Genomic DNA, 23,207 nt, shown 5'->3' on the forward strand with positions numbered 1-23,207 from the left:
ATGAAGACCACGTTTAGCTTACATCCAGTAGCTCCATTCCAGCTGGAGTATACAGTCCTTGCGTTGCGTCGAAGAAGCAAAAATAATGTTGATCTTTGGGATGGGCACCGTTATACGCGATTATTGGTCATAGAGAATGTGCTTGTTAAAGTCGTCGTTGAGCAAAAAGAAATTAATAAACCAGAATTACTTTTATCCATTGACAGCCAAAACGAGGTATCTCAAAATCAAATCGCATCTCAAATAGAGAAAATGCTGGGTATAAAATGGGATCTAAACGATTTTTATCACCTGACACAACATGATGCTCAATTAAATCCACTTGTTGTTCAATTTAAGGGAGTTAAACCACCGCGATTTCCTTCTCTTTTTGAAGCGCTGGTTAATGCGGTTTCCTGCCAGCAAATATCCCTTGATGCAGGATTGCACATTCAAAATCGATTGGCTGAATTTCTGAGCATGAGAATAAAGGAAAAGGAGCGCATTCTCTATGCATTTCCAAGACCAGAAGAAGTTGCTCATTGCACTGTTTCTGATTTAAAGAAAATAGGCTATAGCACCCATAAAAGTGAAACATTAAGGCAATTAGCAGTGGCAATCATGGAAGAAGAATCAAGTTTTGGATCTTTGGAAAACAAAGCAAATGGAGAGGTAATCGATTTTTTATGCCGTTTTAAAGGAATAGGGCGTTGGACTGCAGAATATGTTTTGTTGCGTGGTTTGGGGAGGATCGAGACTTTTCCTGGCGACGATATTGGTGCACAGAATAATTTATACCAATTGCTGCATCTTGATAAGAAACCTGATTATAAGAAAACAGCGGAAATTACTGCCAAATGGCATCCCTACGCAGGATTAGTTTATTTCCATTTATTATTACAGCGCTTGTATGATAAAAGAATCCTAAAATAGCCATACTTAAAAGAAATTTTGTTTTATAATAATTTTTTTTTATAAAAGTACAAGATCAGTTTCGTGAGTAAATTAAAAAGCGCATAAGGAATGTGAATGAATAATAAACCTCAAAGCTCAATGGAATCTACGAACTTTGATAAAGTATCTAATGTCTTAAAATGGATTCTTTTAATTACTGCAATTATCTGTTTCATCGTGCTGATTTGGGGTACTTATAAAACCTATCAGCTTGCCCCTCCTTTACCGCAGCAATTTCAATCCCCTTCTGGACAAATCGTGATGACCGCAGAGGATATAGTGGCTGGTAAAGCGGGTTTTCAACGCGCTGACCTTATGGATTATGGAAGTCTTTATGGAATGGGCTCTTATTTTGGAGAAGATTATACTGCAAAATACTTAGTCAGTCTTGGTAGACTCACCGAAGATAAAATAGCACAACAACATTTCGGTAAGCCCTTCATGAGTCTGACTGTAGGAGAACAATACACCGTGCGTCAAACGATGCAACAGGATCTGCAGAAAACTGATCTGAGTCAGCCAATCAGTATTTTGTCACAGCCAGTAGCCGATGCAATTGTGCAACTGCGTAAGCAAATTTCACACAATCTACTTAATCATGATCCAGAAACAGGTTGGACCAAAGCTTATAGCTTAAATGAGCAAAGTGCTTTACAAACGGCAGATTTCCTTATTTATTCTTCGCTCACTACGATTGCGCATAGACCCGGGCAAAATAGTTCCTATACCAATAATTGGCCCTATGAACCCACCATGGGAAATACGCCAACAGCCAATACCTTTTACTGGACTTGGGTATCGTTTTGTTTTGTATTTCTGGGGTTTGGAGCAATACTTTATATTTATCATCGATATTTGAGTGTGCCTGATGATGCATTGAGAACTCCCGTGTTTTTAGGGTTTGAGCCGCTGACACCAAGTCAGCGTAAGGTAGGGCAGTATTTTGTTGTCGTTGCACTTGTTTTACTGATCCAGATCACTGTGGGTGTGATTATGGCGCATTACTATACAGAGCGAACGGGTTTTTATGGAATTAATATTAATGATTATTTACCTTTTAATTTCTTGCGCGATGTACACATTCAAACACCAATCGTTTGGATCGCTCTTTCATGGGTGAGCGCTGCTGTTTTTATGGCTCCTCTCATCAGTAAAAAGGAAGCGAAAAGACAAGGCTTTTTAGTTGATCTTTTGTTTTGGGTCACCTTGTTTATTGTTGGCGGAGCGCTTGTTGGCAATTATTTGGGGATTATGGGTTATGTGAATGAATCCTGGTTTTGGATCGGCAATCAGGGATTGTCCTATCTACAGCTTGGTCGCTTATGGCAAATTGGATTTTGTTTAGGGCTTTTTCTGTGGAGCTTTATTATTTTTCGTGGTATGTGGCCTACCTGGCATGGCTTAAAAACTGCTACTGTTGAGTTTTGGACTGGGCGTATTCGTTTAGAGCATCTTTTTTGGGCAAGCACGATGAATATTGCTGTATTGTATTGTTTTGGAATGATCCCTTTAACGGGAATTGAAAAATCATTCACAATCACTGATTTTTGGCGCTGGTGGGTAGTTCATCTTTGGGTGGAGCAGTCATTTGAATTTTTTGCTGCGTGCGCCACTGCTTATCTTTTAATGGGAACAGGATTGGTTTCACGTTCTCTAGCAGAACGTACAATGTATTTTGAAACAATTTTAATCTTTTTAGGCGGGATCATTGGAACTGGCCATCACTGGTATTGGACAGGGACGCCGGATATCTGGGTACCACTAGGAACTATGTTTTCCTTTATTGAAGTATTGCCTTTGGTTCTCCTCATTATTGATGCCATCGAACATCATCAATTGATTAAGGGCCAACGTGCATTTACTTATAATTTGGCTTTTCTCTATATTTTGGGAGCATCCTTTTGGAATTTTGTTGGTGCAGGAGTATTTGGTGGGGGGACACTCAATGCGCCACTTATAAACTATTATGAGCATGGGACATTCCTTACTTTAAACCATGCGCATACCGCATTATTTGGTGCATTTGGTTTGCTTGGCCTAGGTTTAATTTATTTTTGTTTGCGCTATGCGGCTGGTGATCGGTTTGCTTGGAGTGATCGTTTAGGAACTTGGGCATTTTGGTTGTATAACCTAGGTCTTGTTTTATGGATTGTGTTGAATTTCTTTCCTATTGGTTGGGCGCAATTAATGGATGTTTATGAACATGGCTTTGCCCATGCAAGAAGCCTTGAATTTTATAATACAACATTGTTATGGCAATGGTTGCGATTGCCCGGAGATGTCGTATTTGCTCTAGGTGCATTATTCATGGCCTATGATTTTATTAAAAAGTTAGGTCCCTTTTTCCCAAGATGGTCGGGAGCTAAGCAATTAGAACAGCATCTTGTTCGCGATATTTAGAGGAAAAAGCAATCCAGAAGGAAGATATAATTATGTCTGAGCTTTTTACGATTGGCCACTCAACGCATACTTTGCAGGAGTTTTTTGAAATAATCCATGCCCATCAAATAACTCATGTTGTTGATGTGCGAACCATACCCAAATCGCGCAAGGTTCCTTGGTTTAATAAAGAGGAATTCAAGAAATCGCTTGAAAAAGAAAAAATTGCTTATACACACTTACCTAAATTAGGAGGGTTACGTAAAGTTGAAAAAAACTCCATCAATATGGGGTGGAAAAATGAAAGTTTTAGAGGATTTGCTGATTACATGCAAACTGAGAGGTTTCTCGAAGGCCTTAGTGAATTAAATAACTTAATTAAGAAGAGCACTAAGGTGGCGATCCTGTGCGCTGAAGCAGTGCCCTGGCGATGTCATCGCTCGCTTATTGCTGATGCAGAGTTGATTCGAGATTATGCGGTTTGGGATATTATGAACAAAACCACTGCGAATCCTCATCAATTAACTTCCTTTGCGGTGGTAGACAGAAAGAAAAACCCAATACAAATTTATTACCCCTAGTCATTTCTTATCGCAACAAAATTGGATTCATAGTGATGTAATTACTGGTAGACTCGCTGGCTTAATTCAAGCTGTTCGATTCTTCCAAAGAGTTTTGGTCCGTATCATCCTTCTTAGTTGTTATTCTGACTCCATTGAAACCCAATGGTGAAATATGAGTACCATACTGCTGTACATTTTTAAAAAGAGTATAAAAATTCGGAAGTTTATAGGTTGATGCAGAAACGGTATCTTTTTTTTGCAGAGCGTTCTCAATAGATTGGCAATTTTCTTCCTGGGCTTGCTCGAAGTTAGATACTCCAGCGATTAACAGATTCAAATCTGGTGATAATGATTGAAGCCAGTGATAAAATGTCATCTCGCGTCTGAAGTAGTTATCCTCAAGCGGATAAATACATTTCCCCTGGTTATAGTTTTTCTCGGTTAATACGACCACCTGCTTGATTCCAAATTCTTTTAATTGCCCCAATGTTGGTAGTTTTGTAGCGTCAATGGCAGTGAATCCATGATTGGGTTCGAGGATTAAACCTAATGAAGCGTCATGTGATGTAGGTGATTGTGATAACAGTTGGTCACGCGGTAAAGCGTCTTGTAGCTGATCCATTATCCGTGTTTGGGAAGTTTGATCATTCATTATGGATAGCTGCCAAATGCAATCAACACCATTCATATATAATGCGCTTGCAACAGGGGCTTCATGGCCGGTAAAGTTTATAAACAATGTATTGTCGAGCCTATGTTGCGTATTTAATTCGGCTAATACAGCATGTGTGTTGTCCCTAAACACCTCATCAACGGCTTTTGTTATAAAGTCCCGTCCTTTGGGTATCACATCAGACGGACTCTTAAGACGAATGAAATGAAGTTCACTTCCAAACCTGGATAATACCTTTTGTGAGGGGGTCACAATGTCTACTAATGTCTGTAAATCATGTTGGGTTCTTCTCATTTCAAAGCTTTTTGGGGGATCTTGTTTTACAGGGGGATTTTGCAAGGCATTTATTTGATGGGTGATGAGCTTTACTTTGAGTAACTCATCGATAGGGATCTTAAACGCAAAATTGCCGTCTATATTTTCTACTGAAACACCTAAATACTTTTTAAAGAAATTATCGCGTAATCTATATTTATTGATCCTGCTTGCCTCAACATTACCATGCTCAATTTTGCTAAAAATCAAAAGACAGTTTTCATTTTCTAAAAACTCTATTTTATCTTGGTAGTAACCAAAATCTTCGGTCTCGTCAATTACTGCATTTAAAGCATCTATAATCAGTTGTATCTCAGGTTTCATTTATTCACTATCTAAAAGTTACTGTCTCGAAAATTAATAAGATACCTGAAACAAATCTGTGGGGTATGCGCGTCAAGCACTTATTTGTATAATTATTGTACTATTATAAATGAATAACATTAACGACAAATTAAGAGGGTATGGATATTAGCCATGGAATGATCGGGATAAAGGGTTCTATTACGCATGAAGAGCGGAGCTGGATTCCGCGTATAAAAACGCGGAATGTAGCCTTTTTGATTTTATATCATCTGGCTCGTTACTGGAGTTCATTTCTAACCAAATATTTAAAGACCGATGTTTATTGTATTTTCGCTGTCTAATGTGGTCTCATTGATAATCTTATATATTGAGTCACGAACCTGTCTAGGCACGTTATTACTAAAGATTAGGTGTATGTCATCTTTATTTTCTCTCGAAACAGCTAATTGAATCATTTGCGATCTGCTTCCTGTAATATTCTTTTGGTATAGGTAAGAAGGACGTCCTTCTACTATTCCAACTCCTGCTCCTTGATTCATAAACATGAACCCTGCCTTATTAAGAAATGCTTCAATTCTTTCAAATTTCATTATTAGTACCCAGTTAATAAATAAAAGTGGCATTATGAATAAAATTTATATTAATTTCAATTCATTATTTGTTATTGCGTGTGGACTTGGGATCAGAGAGGTTAATCTATTTCACAGAACGAATGTTTTGATATACTTTAGATGAATCCAATATTAAATCTGTGTGACATGTACATCAAATCCGGCCAATTAATTTTCTCGCCATCCGATCTTACCCAATTTATGGAGAGTCCTTTTGTATCTTGGATAGAACATCTTGCAGTGGTGCACCCTGATTTATTGCCTAAACCCGATGCAAAAGACGAATTAATTGATGTATTGCAACATTTGGGAAACCAGCACGAATTGGAACTCTTGGCATTATTTGAAGAGCAGGGATTATCCGTTGCTAATTTGCATCGACATCCCAACTCTTATGATGCAACCCTAACTGCCATGAATGATGGAGTAGATGTGATATATCAGGCGCATTTGCAATTGCCTCCATTTCAGGGATACGCTGATTTTCTAATAAAGAAAGCAGGTAAAAGTCGATTGGGTGATTATTACTATGAAGTTTGGGATACTAAGCTTTCCCGATCGGTAAAACCAGGTTTTCTGCTGCAATTATGTTGCTATGCGGAAATGCTTGAAGCAATGCAGGGCAGTAGAACAGAATACATTACGATAACTTTAGGTAATAAGGAAAAAAGACGCTTTCGTACCGCCGATTATTTTTATTTTTATCAAAATCTGAAACAACAGTTTTTATTGGCGCATCAAAATTTTGCTCTTAATGCCTGCCCTGATCCTGCTGTATCTAAAAGTTGGGGCAGATGGAGTACTTATGCTGAGGAGTTATTAGCTAAAGAAGATCATTTGATCCAGGTCGCAACCATTACCTCAGGGCAAATCAAAAAACTGCAGCAAGCAGGAATTAAAACCATGACTGCATTGGCTCATGCAAATTGTTCCTGGATCAAAGGGATTAAACCGGAACGTTTTGCACGTTTGCAAGCACAAGCTAAAATCCAAAAGAAAAGTAGCGGCAAAGATACTCCGTTATATCAGATACTTCCTCATGTCCCGGGACAAAAGCAAGGCTTGGCGCTGCTGCCTCCTGCATCACTGTCCGATATATTTTTTGATATTGAAGGTTTTCCTCTTGAGGAAGGGGGGCTGGAATATCTTTGGGGTATTGCTTATTTTGATGAAAATGGCCAGCGCCAATATAAGGATTTTTGGGCTCATGATGCAGAGCAGGAAAAAGAAAGTTTTCAAGCTTTTGTGAAGTGGGCTTATGAACGTTGGCAAGAAGATCCACACATGCATATTTATCATTATGCCAATTATGAAATTTCTGCTTGCCGCAAATTAATGGGGCGGTATGGTGTTTGTGAGGATGAAGTGGATCAGCTCTTACGTAATGAAGTTTTTGTTGATTTATATAAAATTGTTAAAACATCTCTAATTATTGGCGAGCCACGCTATTCCATCAAAAATATAGAGCATTTATATCGAGGGAAACGAGATACAGAGGTGGGGTCCGGGGGCGACTCAGTCGTTGTTTATGAACATTGGCGGGAAAATCCAGATGGGGCAAGTTGGCACACGTCCAAAATATTAAATGACATCCGCGTTTATAATATGGATGATTGTAATTCCACTCAGGAACTGGTGGATTGGCTAAGGGCGCGGCAAAAGGAAGAAGGTATATACTACTTAGGTAAAACTGAGCGTGTTGAGCTTGAGATTAAGGAAGAGGTCAGTGAGCGTGTTCAATTGCGCGATCGATTATTGGCACAAGCAGAACGTTTAAAGTCTGAAGGGAACATAGAATTAGCGAAAATACATTTGATTTTTGCATGGTCTATAGAATTTCACCGACGTGAAGCGAAACCGGTGTTTTGGCGTATGTTTGAGCGATTGGGGCTAACTGGAGAGGATCTACTCGATGATATTGATTGTTTGGCCTATTGCCGACGAACCGCTAAACCACCCTACAAGCCCTCGCCAAAATCACGCAATATGGCCTATGAGTATTTTTTTGATCCGGAACAGGAGTTTAAAGGAGCTGCCAAGCAATATTTCATTTTAGATAAAGAAACAGAAGACGGTAAGACGGTTACCGCAAATTATTATGAAGAAGACAGCGATCTGGAGCATGGGATTATTGTCTTGCAAATGAAAAATGAATTGGCTGATCCAATTACTTTAATTCCTAATGAATATGTAGATCCCCATTCGATTCCTGATGCGATTGCAAAACAGGCTGCATTATTTGAGCAAGGCATGCTTGAAAATACTGCGATATTGGATTTTCTGAGCAAATCATATCCGCGAATTAAAGATCATCCTCAAGGATTCGCGATTGCGCCAAGTCATCATCCTGAAGAACGATTAACTGAAATTATTCGTGCTGTTTTAAATTTAAATAATAGTTATCTTACTCTTCAAGGTCCTCCCGGTGCAGGTAAAACCTATACTGGAAAGCATTTAATCGCAGAACTCATTCGGAGAGGAAAAAAAGTGGGTATCTCGTCCAATAGTCATAAAGCAATCAATAACTTATTGCTGAATACAGTTACCTATTGCCATAAGGAAGGGATTAAGGGACATTTTGCATGCGCTCGTAATACAGATGGAGAAATTGAAGCTTTAAACATTACAGTTTTGGAGAATAAAAAAATTGTTGATTTTATTCAACCGGGATGTGTTGTAGGGGCTACAGCTTGGGGATTTACCAGAGAAGAACTCGTTGATGCTTTTGATTATCTTTTTATTGATGAGGCAGGACAAGTCAGTGTTGCAAACTTGATTGCCATGAGTCGTTCAACCCGCAACATGATACTCATGGGTGATCAAATGCAGTTGGGTCAGCCTTCCCAAGGAAGCCATCCAGAAGAAAGTGGTTTATCTATCTTAGAATACTTGTTACATACAACGCCAACAATTCCAGATTCCATGGGGGTTTTTCTAGGGACTACCTATAGAATGCATCCCGCGGTAAATCAATTGGTTAGTGATGCGATTTATGAGGGAAAACTGGAAACTGCTCCTGAAAATGCCCATCAAGCAATAAGCATCCCAAAGGGATATCAAGGTGTGCTGAATAAAGAAGCCGGAATTATTTCTGTACCAGTCATGCATGAGGGAAATACGCAATCCAGCGATGAGGAAGTAGAACAAATTGTCTTATTAGCCAGGGAGCTTTTAGGTCGGACTTTTAAGGCAAAAGATGGGTCGCAAAAAGCAATCAGTTGGGAGGATATCCTTTTTGTCGCCCCATACAATCATCAGGTGAATAAACTGAAAATGGCACTGGGTGAACAGGCTAAAGTAGGAAGTGTGGATAAATTTCAAGGACAGGAAGCGCCCATTGTTTTTTTGAGCATGTGTGCGAGCAATGCAGATGAATCTCCTCGAGGGCTTAATTTTCTTTTTGATAAAAACAGAATAAATGTTGCGGTTTCAAGAGCTCAGTGTCTGGCAATTGTTGTTTATTCTCCTTTTTTACTTGAAACTATTCCTACGAATGTCGAGCAAATGGCGATGATGAATGTATTTTGCCAATTGGTAAAAAATTAGAGGATCTTAGAAAGCAATTAGCTGAAATTCATTCTGACCTATAGAGGTATAACCACAGCTCCTTTTGCTTGCTACGAGCCCACGACTGCTTTTCCCGAAATTACCCCTTCATTGAATGCCCAATGATTTCCATTAATAAACACGGCGGGGTTTTAACTTATGAGCAATAAGGGCAAGTATACTTATAATAGGTAATATGATTGGAAATATTATAAATTCAATCATTCTCATCAGATATTTTTTAACTCCAGTCGATAAAGCATAACGTTCACTAAACTTTTTAACAATCGGCCAGTTACTAATTAAAAAACCGGTTGGTTCTTTAAACCCGAGGAAAAAATATCCTGTAAAATACCCATAAATCTGCAGTATTTTTTTAGGATAAAAAATATAACATGCAGAAGAAGAAGGTTCGAGATATTCAGTATAGTGCCAACAATTTCTTGGCATAAACAGCATATCCCCTTTTTCCAGGGTAACCCTGTACCCTTCAGCTTGTTGTGTTCTTGGATATTGCTTATTAATTTCTTCTAAAGGAGTGCTAAAATCAATCAAGGTATCACTCACAAAAGGAAGTTTATAAAGCGCTTCGCTCTGATCTTTAGTAAATAATAAAAATCTCTTTTTCCCGCTTAAACATACATGAAGATTGGAGCAATGCTCTCTGTCATAATGCATATATGTATGAGTGTTTTGGCCACCAAAAAAATAGATTACTTTTAAAGTTTTATTAAAGTATCTAGGTCTTAAGGGAATATGTTGCCAAAGGGGTATATGCTTTTCAATCTCAGCAGACTGTTTTTCCGTAAGAATTTGGCCAAAGATTCGGTAGGGCATATTTTGTTTTATTTTAGCTATTATTGTACCAAAATCAGCAGGTTGATGTGCGACGCGACGATTATTTTCAAAAGTTGCATAGGTGGTGTCTGCATGAATGTGTTGTTCAAAATAATCTAAAGTAAAGTTACCCCTAAAGTTTTTTATTTTTATGAGTAGGGGCTCCGTAGATTTGTATAGAATTTTCTTGATTTCCTCTTCGTCGCCATAAAAATAATCTATGGTCTTAACATCCCTTATCTTCATTGATTGACCTTTTGAATTAAATAATAAAAATAATATTTTTTACCGTAGAGAAGGGTTTTTTTGCGCTCTTTTTTTGCAATATGGCGTAGAGCTGATTTTTTAAACAGAAAAAACCACCAGGGAAGAAAAGCTAATCCCATGGAACTAACGAAATCTGGAAGTTCTTCATCATCATTCATCATCGAATCAATATAGGGTAATATTTTTTTCTCATTTACGATTAAGCGATGATAAATAGCCGATTGAACCATTCGAGTTATATCTACTTTTTGAATTATTTTTAAAGCTTTGCTTGTCTTAAGATATTCTTCTAATTTTTTTGCTTGTAATTTATCTTTAATATTTATATCAGAATAACAAAAAAAACCATTAGGAGACAAAATACGCTCTACTTCTGTGAAAAATAGCTCAATTTGTGGGTAAAGATGAGAACTCTCAAGGTTTGTTATAATATCAAAACTGTTATTTTCAAAAGGTAAATATTCCGCATCGGATTGAATATAATTGATCTTGTTTTCTTTGTAGAAATTATGATGAGCATGTTGTACTAATTCTTTTGTTAAATCAACACCTAAAGCGTATTTTGTTTTGAGTAATTCGGAACTAACTTTTAACCCAATACCATTACCACACCCAACTTCAAGCAGTTTTTTATCAAAAAATTGCATTCTTACTAACGGTCTTATCAGATGATAGAGAAGTAAGGGAGAATAAATATCTTGTATGTTACATATTTTTGAAAAATTAAAGTTCAATGCAGCATATTCATTATATACTTGTTTATTCCATAAACCCCAATTCAAAAAGGATTTATCAAAAATAATATGTGCAAAACTTTTATAGCTCTCTTGAACCTGATTTTTAATCAATTTTACTTCTGAGGGATGAAGATTCCCTAGTCTCAATAATGAACGAAGTTGTTTTAAAGCCTGGCCGTACGTCTTAATGTTATTTTCCGTGATTAAATGCATAATAAATAACGTAGCATGGAGTGTTGTATTAATCAAATGCAGTACCCGCCAATACTGAAATGAAGAAGTAATCTTGCCTCGTTTTTTGTTCTATTGAATCTTTTGTGCTATTAAATAAGTATAAGTGTCATGATGCCCTTTCGAGTCACTTTGTAAATAAACTTTTGGGCTATGACCTTATTGTTTTCATATGAAATAAAGGTAGTGGGGATATGGTGAATAAGCACATAAAAGAACATGGTATTCAGTAATAAACAAAATCAAGGTGTGGGTCCCGTCACGCAAAAAATTTGTGTCTTGTTATAAGTCCTTATTATTGCTATTTTTTATTTTAATTTTGTGTACTACCTCTGGTGGTCACTGCCATTAAGTTAATGACTTTTGGCCCTTTATCCTACGTCCTGTCTCCACGGCCAGCTCCGGGGTTCCGCAGGATCCAGAAATGTCGCGAGTTTCTGAATTTCTCGGACAAGCACGGAACGTAAGTAAGGCACTTGGTTTCTTAACTTCATGGTATTGTCTCTGGTGGTATGGGAGTATTTTAAAGTGGTGAAAAAAAACCAGGAACGTAATCCAAAAGACATTCTTAATGAACCTCTTGCAATCATTGGAATGAATTGCCAATTTCCTGGGGTTGATTCGGATATAGAAGATGTTGAGGCATTTTATACAATGCTGCTCAAGGGACTTTCGCCTATTAAGGAAATGCCAAAAAATCGTTGGGACGTTGATGAATATTATGATCCTGATCGTGAGAAAACCGATAAAATAATTGGTCGTAAAGGAGGTTTTCTTAATAACCCTCAGTTATTCGATGCATCTTTTTTTAAAATATCTACAGTCGAAGCCAAACAAATGGATCCGCAACATCGTCTTTTTTTAGAGGTAGCGATTCGTGCTTTAAATCATGCCAACCTTCCACTGGACTCATTAAATAATTCAAATACCGGAGTATTCTTTGGTAGTTCAACGCAGGATTACAGCCAACTCAATTATAAAGACCATATCGAATTTAATGCGTATACCCAGATTGGTGCAGCCAGCAGTGCTGCAGCAGGAAGACTGTCGCACTTTCTCAATTTAAAGGGACCCGGTATGGCTGTAGATACAGCCTGTTCTTCTTCACTGGCAGCGCTTTATGTTGCGGCAACCTCGTTGAGAATGAAGCAATGTTCTATGGCCATTGTTGGTGGGATTCACCTTAGTCTTTGCCCTGAAAGTTTTATCAGTGTGACTAAAGCAAAAATGTTATCTGCACAGGACCAATGCAGAAGTTTTGATATCAATGCGGATGGTTATGTTCGCAGCGAAGGGTGTGGTGTCGTTATTGTAAAACGCTTAAGTGATGCCATTAAAGATCAGGATACAATTCATGCGGTCCTCAAAAGTATTGTCATGAATCAGGATGGTGATGATGGAACGATTTTGGTTGCTCCAAATATTAAGGCACAAATTGCAATGCACCACGAAGTGCTGGCACAAGCTCATTTAGCCCCAAGTGATATTGATTATATTGAAGCTCATGGAACGGGTACAATTGTGGGTGATTCAGTTGAATTTAATGCGATCCAACACATACATAAAGGCCATCATAACCAAGCTAAGCCTCTGATTATTGGCGCAGTAAAAAGTAACATAGGGCACAGTATTTCATCATCTGGAGTTGCCTCACTGATTAAAGCAATCGGTGCATTGAAACATGAAACAATTCCAGCCAATTTACATTATACACAACCGAACAAAACGATAGATCCTGAAAGCATACCCGCGCTTTTACCAATACAAGCAATTGCTTTTAAGAAGCAAAAAAATAAAAAGAGACATGTGCAGATATCTAATTTCGGTTTTACGGGTACTAATGTAAGCGCGATCATTGAAGAAGCAGACAATGATGCATTACCCTCGGTACCATTAGATGATGGGCAAACAAAATGTTTTGTTGTTTCAGCAAATAGTGAGTATTCATTAAGGCAGATGTTAGCACGTTATGTACTGTATCTTCGCGAGAGTATGGCGAGTTTGCATGATATTTGTTTTACACTCATCAATTGTCGGGATCATTATAAATATCGTTGTGCCATTGTTACTCAAGATAAAGAAACATTGATCAAAAAGATTGAGTCTGGCGATTATGAGCTGCAAAAGATCACGGTAAAAAAAGAGATTCAAAAAATAACCCCTGATGCACATCAGATTTATGAGGCGTATCTTGCAGGATTTAATATAAAAATCGATCCAAATAATGTTCAATTCAATAAAACAGATTTACCCCTTTATTATTTTGATAGAAAACCTTATTGGCATGAGCCCAGAAAAAAGAATGGGTTAAATACTTTATGCCTGCAACCCAAAGAGCAGCAAGTAGAAGCAATCAAGGAGAGGCTTGCCGCTCAAATACAATCTCTTTTAAAAAGAGAACACTTAGAAGAACATCAGGATTTCGGTTCTCTGGGTTTCAATCAGGAGTCACTGACCGAACTAGAGCAGATCGTTTATGAACTCTTTTCTTATAAAGTGTCCATTCCTGCTTTTCTAACTTTGGATAAGTTGGCCAGACACATACAACAAATTCAGATGCCAGAACCCGTTTCTCGCCAACCTATAGTGAATGTACTCAGCAACGAACCTATCGCAATTATTGGAATGAGTTGTCGTTTTCCCAAAGCAGAGAATATCCATGAATTTTTATCCTTATTGGAACGCGGCGAAAGCGGTATGGCTGATATCCCTTTAGAGCGATGGGATAATGAGAAGTTTTATGATCCTGATGTGAATGCTTTGGGTCGACTCTATATTAAACAACTTGGATTAATTGAAAATATAAAAAATTTTGATGCAGATTTTTTTAATATTAGTCCACGTGAAGCAAAGCTCATGTCGCCGCAATTACGGGTGTTTCTGGAGACTAGCTACCATGCTTTGGAAGATGCAAACTTACCTCTAGCTTCGATTAAAGACAGTAAAACTGGAGTTTTTGTTGGTTGTGGTACGAATGAATATCCACGGTTATTAGCGGGTCTTGGTGTAGGTTTAGAAGATCTAAACATTTATTTTGCAACTGGAAATGTGTTAAATGCGATACCTGGCCGAGTGGCTTATGCATTTGATTTCCATGGACCAATACAAGCCATTGATACAGCATGTTCCTCATCGATGACCGCGATTCACGATGCATGTTTGAGTTTGCAAAATGGTGATTGTGATATGGCACTTGCGGGAGGGGTGAATATTTTGCTGGCTCCAGATTCCAACATTACCCTTTCAAAAGCCAGAATGTTATCTCCCGAAAGTCGCTGTAAGACATTTAGTGAGGATGCTGACGGTTATGCACGCAGCGAGGGATGTGGTGTTGTTGTTTTAAAACGGTTAAGCACTGCTTTAAAAGACAATGATATGATTCTTGCAGTAATCAAAGGCACTTCAATTAATAGTGACGGTAAAAGCGGTGGTTTTACTGTTCCTAATGGTACTGCTCAAGAGGAAGTAATTCGCAGCGCACTTGCTAAAGCAAAATTATTGCCCGTGGATATTGATTACATCGAAGCACATGGCACAGGTACACCATTAGCTGACCCAATCGAAGTAAATACGCTGACGAAAATTTTTAGTGAAGCTCACAGCACAGAGAGGCCCCTGTACGTCAGCTCAGTAAAAACGAATATAGGCCATTCCGAAAGTGCTTCGGGTGTATCCGGCTTAATTAAAGCCGTTTTAAGCTTACAAACACATCAATTATTTAAGCATCTTAATTTCAAAAAATTAAATCCTGCGATCGAGTTAAAAAATACGGTAATTCCTTTGAGCACTATGGAGTGGTCTAAAGAAGAGGGGTTACGATGTGCTGGCGTTAGTTCATTCGGGTTTAGTGGAGCCAATGCGCATGTCGTATTGCAAGAAGCACCCCCTATAAGAAAAATAGAAAAGCGCATACTCCCACAAGAATCCTTATTAGTGCTTTCAGCAAAAAGTAAGCCCGCTCTTGAATTACTTATAGCAAGTTATCAAAAGTATTTAGCGAATACGCCGGAGGAATTTGCGGATATCTGCTATACCGCCGCAACCTGTCGCAGTCATTTCTTATTTCGTGTAACGATTAAGGCACAGACAACAAAAGAAGCCGCTGCAGTTATTGAAAAGAATAACTATACGATCTATCAGATTAAAAAAGAAATAAACAATCCTATGACTTTGCAACAACCCAGATCATTGGTGCACTTACAGGAGGACTATCAAGCAGGAGTTATTATTGATTGGAGCGATTATTATCGTTCCCTAAATACCCAGTTTAGAAAAGTTAAACTCCCTTTATATGAGTTTGCTCGCGAAGAGCATTGGTTTGAAACGAAAGATAAACTCAAAGATGCCCCTTTTCCTAAAGATTGGAGTTTTCAATTGCAATGGCAGCAGCAACTTTGTACTCGAAATAATCGCAAAACTCAGGGTAATAATTGGCTACTTATAGGAGCCCAACATTTAGCCCCCCGGCTTAGTGCCCAGGGATTAGATATTATTTTAGAGGATGAAAACTATCCATTAGGGCAACTGGATGGGATTATTTTTGCAATGGGACTCGATAACCCTTTAACAACCGATATTGAATCCAGCATCGATTTTCAAAAGAAAACACTCAAGAAATTATTAACTCTGGTTAAAGAATTGAGTAATGAAGCCGCAAAATTGCAATTAATTGTACTTACTGTAAATGCAATCGCTGAACTTGCTGCAGGTGAACTCAATCTGAGTAATAGCCCGCTTGTTGGATTTTGCCGAACTTTGGTTTTAGAGCTACCGCAATTAAATACTATTTTGATTGATACGGGAAAAACGGAAGATGAAGACTATGCTGGGCAAATCGTGGATGAAATCCGGCATAATTTTGATCAATGCTATGAGCATATAGTTGCCTATCGTGAAGGAAAACGCTTCGTTGCACGGCTGAAGAAAGCCAAACTGGTGGATAGGAGGCGATCTTTATATGGTGAAGGTCGGTATCTAATTACCGGTGGTTGCGGCGGTTTAGGTTTAGTCACTGCACAAGCTTTGCTTTCAGCCGGTGCCAGAGAAGTTATCCTCACTTCAAGAAATGTGGATAAACCTGCAGTAAAAGAAGCAATTAAAAAAATTAAATATAATTATACTGGCCGCACCATTAGTCCTGTGAGTTTGGATGTTACTGACAAAGAAAAATTACGTCTCTTGCTTCTTGAATTGAATGCTGATGGGTTGTTAAAAGGCATTATTCATGCAGCTGGTACGGCGCTTAAAGCCCCATTACTGGAGCATACAAACGAGGATGTAGATTATTTATTTTCTGCCAAAGTCCAAGGCAGTTGGTATTTGCATGAGTTAAGTAAAAATTTCGATCTGGATTTCTTTGTTGTCTATTCTTCGATTTCTTCAGTTTTTGGAAGCAATAAAGAGTCAGTTTACAGTGGTACAAACAGTTTCTTAGATGCTTTGATTGCTGAACGTCAACGTTTGGGCTTAGTGGGAACCGCGATTGAGTGGGGGCCTTGGGGTGAGGTTGGGATGGCCAAAAAAAGATCTCAAGACCAAAGTTTGAAACAATCTTTAGTCAGTAATGAACAAGGCCAGACATTTATTAAAATTCTTATTAATGATCAATTAAGCCATGTAGCCATTATTTCACCGGAATACCTCAAATTCATGCTTGATTTTGTTCCTAAACCTGTACCTGCTTTTCATAAATATTTAGCAGATGATCTGGCAATAACAGAAAAAGTTGCTGATAAGAATTTGTCATCATGGCTTAATGATTACCTGGAAATTGACGAAAAGAATCGATTCCAAGCCTGCAAAGATATGGTGTGCGCTATTTGTAATGAGATCCTTGAACTAACCGATGCAGAGGATCTGGATGCAGATGAAGGATTTTTTGAACTTGGTTTCGATTCATTGATGATCACTGAAATGGCAACCAAACTTAAAGAAAAGCTGGCACCAATGATTAAAGTGACCGCCACCATAGGTTTTGATTACCCATCAATTAACAAACTGGTTCGGTATATAGAATCTGAATTGGATAAACATTTAGTTATCAAGCAATCGCCAAAACCAGTGGCAGAAAAGACTGATGATTCAATTGCTATTATTGGTATGAGTTGTACTTTTCCTAATGCTCCCAATGTTACTGCTTTTGAAATGCTGCTTGAAGAAGGCAAAAGTGGCATGAAGGAAATTCCATCCGATCGATGGGATAATCGAAAATATTATGATCCCGATATGGACGCTCCAGGAAAATCTTATGTCAATAAACTTGGATTAATCGAAAATATTAAATGTTTCGATGCGAACTTCTTTGGCATTAGTCCTCGTGAAGCAAAATTGATGGAACCTCAGCAACGAATTTTTTTAGAATGCTCCTATAAGGCATTAGAAAATGCAAATTATTTGCCTGAGTCATTACGGGGTAGTTTGACGGGAGTTTTTGCAGGTGTAGGCCCCAATGAATACTATGCGCAACTGGAGAAGTCCGGTTTTTCTAACGAAGAGCTCAGCGTCTATTCGATTACCGGAAATGTGTCCAATCTTATTCCTGGTCGTGTAGCATATACTTTTGACTTTAAAGGCCCATCAATTAGTGTAGATACCGCCTGTTCGTCTTCTCTGGTTGCCATTCATTATGCATGTCAAAGTTTAAAAAATCGGGAAATTGATTATGCATTGGCTGGCGGTGTCAATGTGCTGTTATTGCCTGAAGCAAATATTACTTTGTGCAAAGCCAAAGCTTTAGCTCCGGATGGTTACTGCAAAACATTCGATGAGCAAGCCGATGGATATGCCCGTGCAGAAGGCTGCGGCATACTCTTTCTTAAAAGATTATCCGATGCGCTACGCGATAAAGACACCATTTTAGCAGTCATTAAAGCGTCCGCGGTAAATAGTGATGGGAAATCAGCGGGCTTGACCGTTCCCAATGGTAAAAGCCAGGAAGAAGTGATGCAAAAGGCTTTAAGCCAAACCGATTTATCCAGTAATGACATTAGCTATATTGAAGCACACGGAACAGGTACACCTTTGGGTGACCCGATAGAAGTTCATGCAATCAATCAAATCTATGGAAGGGGGCGTACTCAGGATAATCCTTTATATGTTGGTGCAGTCAAAACCAACATTGGCCATCTTGAAAGCGCTGCTGGAGTAGCAAGTGTTATTAAAACGGTTATCAGTTTGCAAAAGAAAAAAATTTATAAGTTGCTTCATTTCAACAAATTAAATCCCCATATTCATCTGGGGGATACTCGCCTGGCAGTGCAAAAAATTGATTGGAACCCCGATTCCAAATTAAGATGTGCCGGTATTAATGCCTTTGGATTTAGCGGCACTAATGCTCATCTTCTTTTACAAGAATTTCCCAAAGCTGAAGAGCATAAGGCAACTAAGCCCTCTAAAATTCAACTGTTGGTTCTCTCTGCGAATTCGCAAACAGCCCTGGAACATTTAGCTCAAAGTTATCAACAGTATTTGGCAACAACATCTGATGATTTTGGAGATATCTGTTTTACTGCAGCTACCTGCCGCGAGCAGTATACTTATCGATTGGCTTTAATTGCTCAGGATGCTCAAGAAGCATGCCAACTATTAGAAACAGGGCAGTTTGCATTATCTCATGGAAAAATGAATGCACTTGAAATACAGAATGATCCTGCGCTTAAATCAGTATTGGCAGACTATATGCAAGGAAAACAAGTTGATTGGGGCTTATATTATAAAAACAGTGGTTTTGAATTTAACAAAGTCAACGTACCCCATTATGTATTTGATCCCATTGAATTTTGGATTGATAAAAAAACCTCTACCCGGACCCCTGCAGATGTTCTCCATCCTCTTTTAGGACAGATGTTTTCACTCCCTGGCAATGAATTTTTATTTAGTAATAAGCTGGATTTAGAAAATTTAACTTATATCAACCAGAACTTTGTTTTTAATAAGGTTGTTTTCCCGGCAACAGCATTTATTGAGTCGGGTTTGGCGGTTGCCAAACTTGTATTGAAGCGCAATACTTTTTCTATTGAAAAATTTCATATTGAACGTCCGTTTTACCCGAAACACGATCAAGAGCTTCAGGTTCAAGTCAAACCGAAAAATGAAGAACAATACAAAATCAATATTTTTGCAAAACAAGATGATAATTGGCAATTGTATTCGGAAATGGAAATTAATTTGCAATCACCCTCAATAGCTGAATCTATTGATATTGATCATTTAAAATCGACTTTTAAACGTCGATTTGATTTATCACAAATTTATGAACATTTTAAAAGGCAGGCTCTATTTTATGGCGCTGAATTCCAAGTGCTACAAGAGAGTTATATTCATGCCGACAACGTTCTATCGAAGGTAATGACTAAAAGCACTCAGAGCATTAGCTATTATTATCCCCCTATTTTGCTTGATGGTGTGATGCAAAGTATTTTGTTGCTCAGAGGCAATCAGGTTGAACATTCTACTTATGTGCCCTATACATTTGCACGGATGACTACAATTCAGGAAGCACCACGAAGTGTGTGGGTTCATTTAATTCAAAGAATTTCAGAGCATGAGAGTGAACTGTGTTTTGATGTTAAATTTTATGATACTTCAGGGTTATTGATTGGTGCAATTGAGAAGTTGAAGCTAAGAAGAGTGACCCAAAGTCATTTCATTCCTTATGAATCTTATCTCCAACAGCTGTATCAAATTCGCTGGATCCCATTTAAGTCGAACTTATTCACTCAAAAGCAGTTGCCCGAGTTGTTTGTGATAACAAATGAACCGGATAAGGCAAAAACAGTATTGGGTGATGTGGATTATCGGCTGATACGCGATCTGGATGAGCTGGAGCATATTGAAAATAAAAATATAATTTTTTTATACAGTCAGGATCAATTCAACGAGTTATTCTATTGTTGTCAAAAAATGTTTAAGTCACGGCCTAATTGCTTCATATTGGTCACAGAAAATGCATATGCGATTCAGGATTCTGATAAGGTAAATCCTTACCACACTATGGCATGCGCTTTTTGGAAAACCTTTAGCAATGAGCTTGAACTTACCAAAAACTACACCATCGATTTGGGCACCCACAGTGCCTTATCAGAGATTTTAAAGTACCTTTTGGCTGCCAACTGTGTTGAGAATCAATTCGCCATCAGAGATGCGATTTATATTCCCAGATTAAAGAAAGCACAGCTCTCGGCAACTCTTGCACAACAAGAGATGTTATTTAAAAGTGATGCAACTTACCTGATCACTGGCGGTACAGGCGGTTTGGCAAAAACATTAATTGAGTACCTTATTCACCGAGGGGTACACCATATTGTGATTACGAGTAGGTCTGAATGCTCTGCGGATACTAAAGCTCTGATTGATCTCGCCCGGAAAAAACACGTATTCATTAAACATTATCAGGCTGATGCCAGTAATTATCAGCAAATGGAACATGTCATTACAGAAATTGAACAGAGTTCCGAGACACTTCAAGGCGTATTTCATCTCGCCGGCATTGTGCAAGATGGTTTATTGATCAATTTAAATGACGAAGAGATGCAAAGTGTATTAAGTGCAAAAATGGAAAGTGCATTGATTCTGCATCAGTTAACCAAAAATATTCCACTGGATCTTTTTGTTTTATTTTCATCTTCAGCTTCTGTATTAGGTGCTAGAGGACAAGCAAACTATGTTGCAGCCAATGGATTTTTAGATGGATTAGCCTATCTGCGTCAGCACGAAGGACTTCCCGCATTGTCAATCAATTGGGGACCTTTTCATTCAATGGGAATGACTGCAAATCTGAGCCAGGCAATTCAACAACGCGGCTTTACTTTGTTAGACAAGGACAGCATTGATGTTCTTGATGTTTTGTTAAGAACTCAGTTGGCGCAAATTGCTGTATGTCCTATTAACTGGGATATTTATTTCAAATATTCACCGAAACAGGCATGGCTAGTGGAGCTTATGAAGCATACGCTTCCAGCCGATCAGCACTTTTTAAACTCTCTTCGCCAACACACCAAGGAAGAGTGTATCACCATACTGAGTCAGGTTTTACGCGAAATTGCCGTAGATGTTTTAGGGTTAGATGATGTAGAGCAGATTAAGTTGGATGATGGTTTATTCTCTTTGGGCCTGGATTCCCTGATGGCTATAGAAATTCGCAATCGCATTCATGATAAATTACAAAGCCCCACCCTGAACTTATCAATAGAATACTTTATTAATGAGCCAAGTATTAGCAAGATTGCTAAAAACATCACGAATGAATTACACAATTTATTTGATTTTGATCATAAAACTGCAAATCAGGCAGCGATAAACATAGTTGGGGAAGAAGTCCCTTTATGTGATTTTCAATTTGTTTTTTGGGTGCTCAACAGGCAAGATTATCCGTATAATATTGGCACGCAGTTACAGATTCAAGGCAAGTTGAATAAGGATTATGTAGCCCAGGCATTTGATGCAGTAGTAAAACAGAATAGTGCTTTTTGGTTGAGCTTCGAGACGGAAGTACCCATTCAAGTGTTGAAGAAAAAAGGTCAATTTGAATTAATCTATAAAGACATCTCCTTAAATAACGAAGAGAAGGTGCTCAATCAAGAGTTTCAAAATAATATGATGTGGGAGATTCCATTAACACAACAGCCACTCATTAGGGTATCTCTTTATAAGATAAATAGTGATCTGCATGAACTGCACCTAATTATTCCTCATATCATCGTTGATGGACCTTCATGCGATCTTATATTGAGCCAATTTAAAAAATTCTACGGAATGCTTGCTCAAGGCAAACAATTGATTCTTGAACCAGAAAAAGATTCATTTCTTAACTTTGTCAAAAAAAATAATCATCTTTATACAGCGAATTTAAAACATAAAATTAAATTTTGGCAGAATTATAATAAAGGTTTTAAAATGCTGTATCTCGGACGTAAATACTTTATGTCCATAGAACGTCAAAAAAAATATTTATTTCATTATCCTATTGATTCGCAGCGAGCAGAACAATTTATTGAATGGCATAGAGCTAAAAATATCAATGTAAGTACCGGATTAATTGCTGCATGCCATCTTGTTTTTTACAAACTCAGCCGCCAAAAGAAAATACCATTTATTCAGATTCATAGTGGTAGGGAAGGCAGCCAATATAATTCTATTGTCGGTTTGTTTTCGGAATATAAACGACTCAATATTACTTTAGATACCCAATATACTTTCATTGATTTTATTAAGGCCATTGAAGAGCAGCAATTAAAAACAGCTTCTTTTCAAAAATGTTCTCATGTAATTAAAAACAGTGAGTTTAAAGACTCGGGATTCACAGTGAGCCATTATTTGTTTTATAGGTGGAATAAACTGTGGTTAACCAAGCAATTTAGAAAGAGCAAGCTTAATTCAGTGATGATTGATTTTTATCTCAAGTACTTAAGTTGGGCAGAAGCACTAGGTTTTAATACGTCACTCAAAAGAAAATTTAATAAATTATTTAAATTAAATATACCTCTGCAAAAACCAGAGCGGTTAAGAGTTCTTGTAAATATTACCCCTTCTTTTTTCAGTAAAGCAGTACGGGATATGAGTGTTACCCATCTTAAATATCGATATGCCAATCATTTTGGCAGCGAGGATCGTCCGGTAAACAGTCGCTCTTTATGGGTTTTGTTTTCAAAAAATCAGGAAGGTGAGTATTTAATTTCGATTAATGGGCCGATAACAACTCAGTGCAAGGATTTAATTGCTCATGAATTTAATCAGGTTCTTGCTAAGTTACTAGAAAGTGATGAGTATACAGTTGATGAGTTAATTCAATAATAGGCCAATCTTATAGACA

Annotated in this window: 9 protein-coding genes; 5 read left to right on the forward strand and 4 right to left on the reverse strand. The window is 37.9% G+C overall.

Features of this window, described 5'->3' with window-relative positions:
- From LXO92_RS06735 to LXO92_RS06745, 3 genes are all read left to right on the forward strand, one after another.
- Positions 1-912: a DNA-3-methyladenine glycosylase family protein gene (locus LXO92_RS06735; RefSeq protein ID WP_182351907.1), complete on the forward strand. Its 912-nt coding sequence runs from the start codon at positions 1-3 to the stop codon at positions 910-912.
- A gap of 96 nt (positions 913-1,008) precedes the next feature.
- Positions 1,009-3,333 carry a nitric-oxide reductase large subunit gene (locus LXO92_RS06740; protein WP_182351908.1) on the forward strand — a complete coding sequence of 775 codons (2,325 nt, stop codon included), beginning with the start codon at positions 1,009-1,011 and terminating at the stop codon, positions 3,331-3,333.
- A 32-nt stretch (positions 3,334-3,365) separates the two neighbouring features.
- Positions 3,366-3,893 (forward strand): DUF488 domain-containing protein, encoded by a 528-nt coding sequence (locus LXO92_RS06745; RefSeq protein ID WP_232890660.1) that lies wholly within the window; start codon positions 3,366-3,368, stop codon positions 3,891-3,893.
- 61 nt (positions 3,894-3,954) lie between these two features.
- Here LXO92_RS06745 and LXO92_RS06750 read toward each other — a convergent pair whose 3' ends face one another.
- Together LXO92_RS06750 and LXO92_RS06755 are read right to left on the reverse strand one after the other, a co-directional pair.
- Positions 3,955-5,187: a hypothetical protein gene (locus LXO92_RS06750; protein ID WP_232890661.1), complete on the reverse strand. Its 1,233-nt coding sequence runs from the start codon at positions 5,185-5,187 to the stop codon at positions 3,955-3,957.
- A 287-nt stretch (positions 5,188-5,474) separates the two neighbouring features.
- Positions 5,475-5,759, reverse strand: coding sequence for a hypothetical protein (locus LXO92_RS06755; protein ID WP_182351910.1), 285 nt, complete (start codon positions 5,757-5,759; stop codon positions 5,475-5,477).
- 168 nt (positions 5,760-5,927) lie between these two features.
- On the opposite strand from LXO92_RS06755, the gene LXO92_RS06760 reads away from it, so the two are divergent.
- Entirely contained in the window at positions 5,928-9,326 is a 3,399-nt protein-coding gene (locus LXO92_RS06760; RefSeq protein ID WP_182352759.1) for a TM0106 family RecB-like putative nuclease, read from the forward strand.
- Positions 9,327-9,458: 132 nt separating this feature from the next.
- On the opposite strand, the gene LXO92_RS06765 is transcribed toward LXO92_RS06760, so the two are convergent.
- Positions 9,459-10,409, reverse strand: a complete 951-nt coding sequence (locus LXO92_RS06765) for a cupin-like domain-containing protein (protein ID WP_182351911.1) — start codon at positions 10,407-10,409, stop codon at positions 9,459-9,461.
- Complete coding sequence (locus tag LXO92_RS06770) at positions 10,406-11,278, reverse strand: class I SAM-dependent methyltransferase (RefSeq protein WP_232890662.1); 873 nt, start codon at positions 11,276-11,278, stop codon at positions 10,406-10,408. Before LXO92_RS06770 ends, LXO92_RS06765 begins: the two co-directional genes overlap by 4 nt.
- A gap of 648 nt (positions 11,279-11,926) precedes the next feature.
- On the opposite strand from LXO92_RS06770, the gene LXO92_RS06775 reads away from it, so the two are divergent.
- Positions 11,927-23,188 carry an SDR family NAD(P)-dependent oxidoreductase gene (locus tag LXO92_RS06775; protein ID WP_232890663.1) on the forward strand — a complete coding sequence of 3,754 codons (11,262 nt, stop codon included), beginning with the start codon at positions 11,927-11,929 and terminating at the stop codon, positions 23,186-23,188.
- Positions 23,189-23,207 lie beyond the last annotated feature (19 nt).

Source organism: Legionella resiliens (assembly GCF_021344005.1).
Lineage (GTDB): Bacteria > Pseudomonadota > Gammaproteobacteria > Legionellales > Legionellaceae > Legionella > Legionella resiliens.

Excerpts from the sequence above, each read along its gene's own strand:
- LXO92_RS06750 (WP_232890661.1), bottom strand. The coding sequence starts at position 5,187 with ATGAAACCTGAGATACAACTGATTATAGATGCTTTAAATGCAGTAATT.
- LXO92_RS06735 (WP_182351907.1), top strand. The coding sequence starts at position 1 with ATGAAGACCACGTTTAGCTTACATCCAGTAGCTCCATTCCAGCTGGAG.
- LXO92_RS06765 (WP_182351911.1), bottom strand. The coding sequence starts at position 10,409 with ATGAAGATAAGGGATGTTAAGACCATAGATTATTTTTATGGCGACGAA.
- LXO92_RS06760 (WP_182352759.1), top strand. The coding sequence starts at position 5,928 with ATGTACATCAAATCCGGCCAATTAATTTTCTCGCCATCCGATCTTACC.
- LXO92_RS06745 (WP_232890660.1), top strand. The coding sequence starts at position 3,366 with ATGTCTGAGCTTTTTACGATTGGCCACTCAACGCATACTTTGCAGGAG.
- LXO92_RS06740 (WP_182351908.1), top strand. The coding sequence starts at position 1,009 with ATGAATAATAAACCTCAAAGCTCAATGGAATCTACGAACTTTGATAAA.
- LXO92_RS06755 (WP_182351910.1), bottom strand. The coding sequence starts at position 5,759 with ATGAAATTTGAAAGAATTGAAGCATTTCTTAATAAGGCAGGGTTCATG.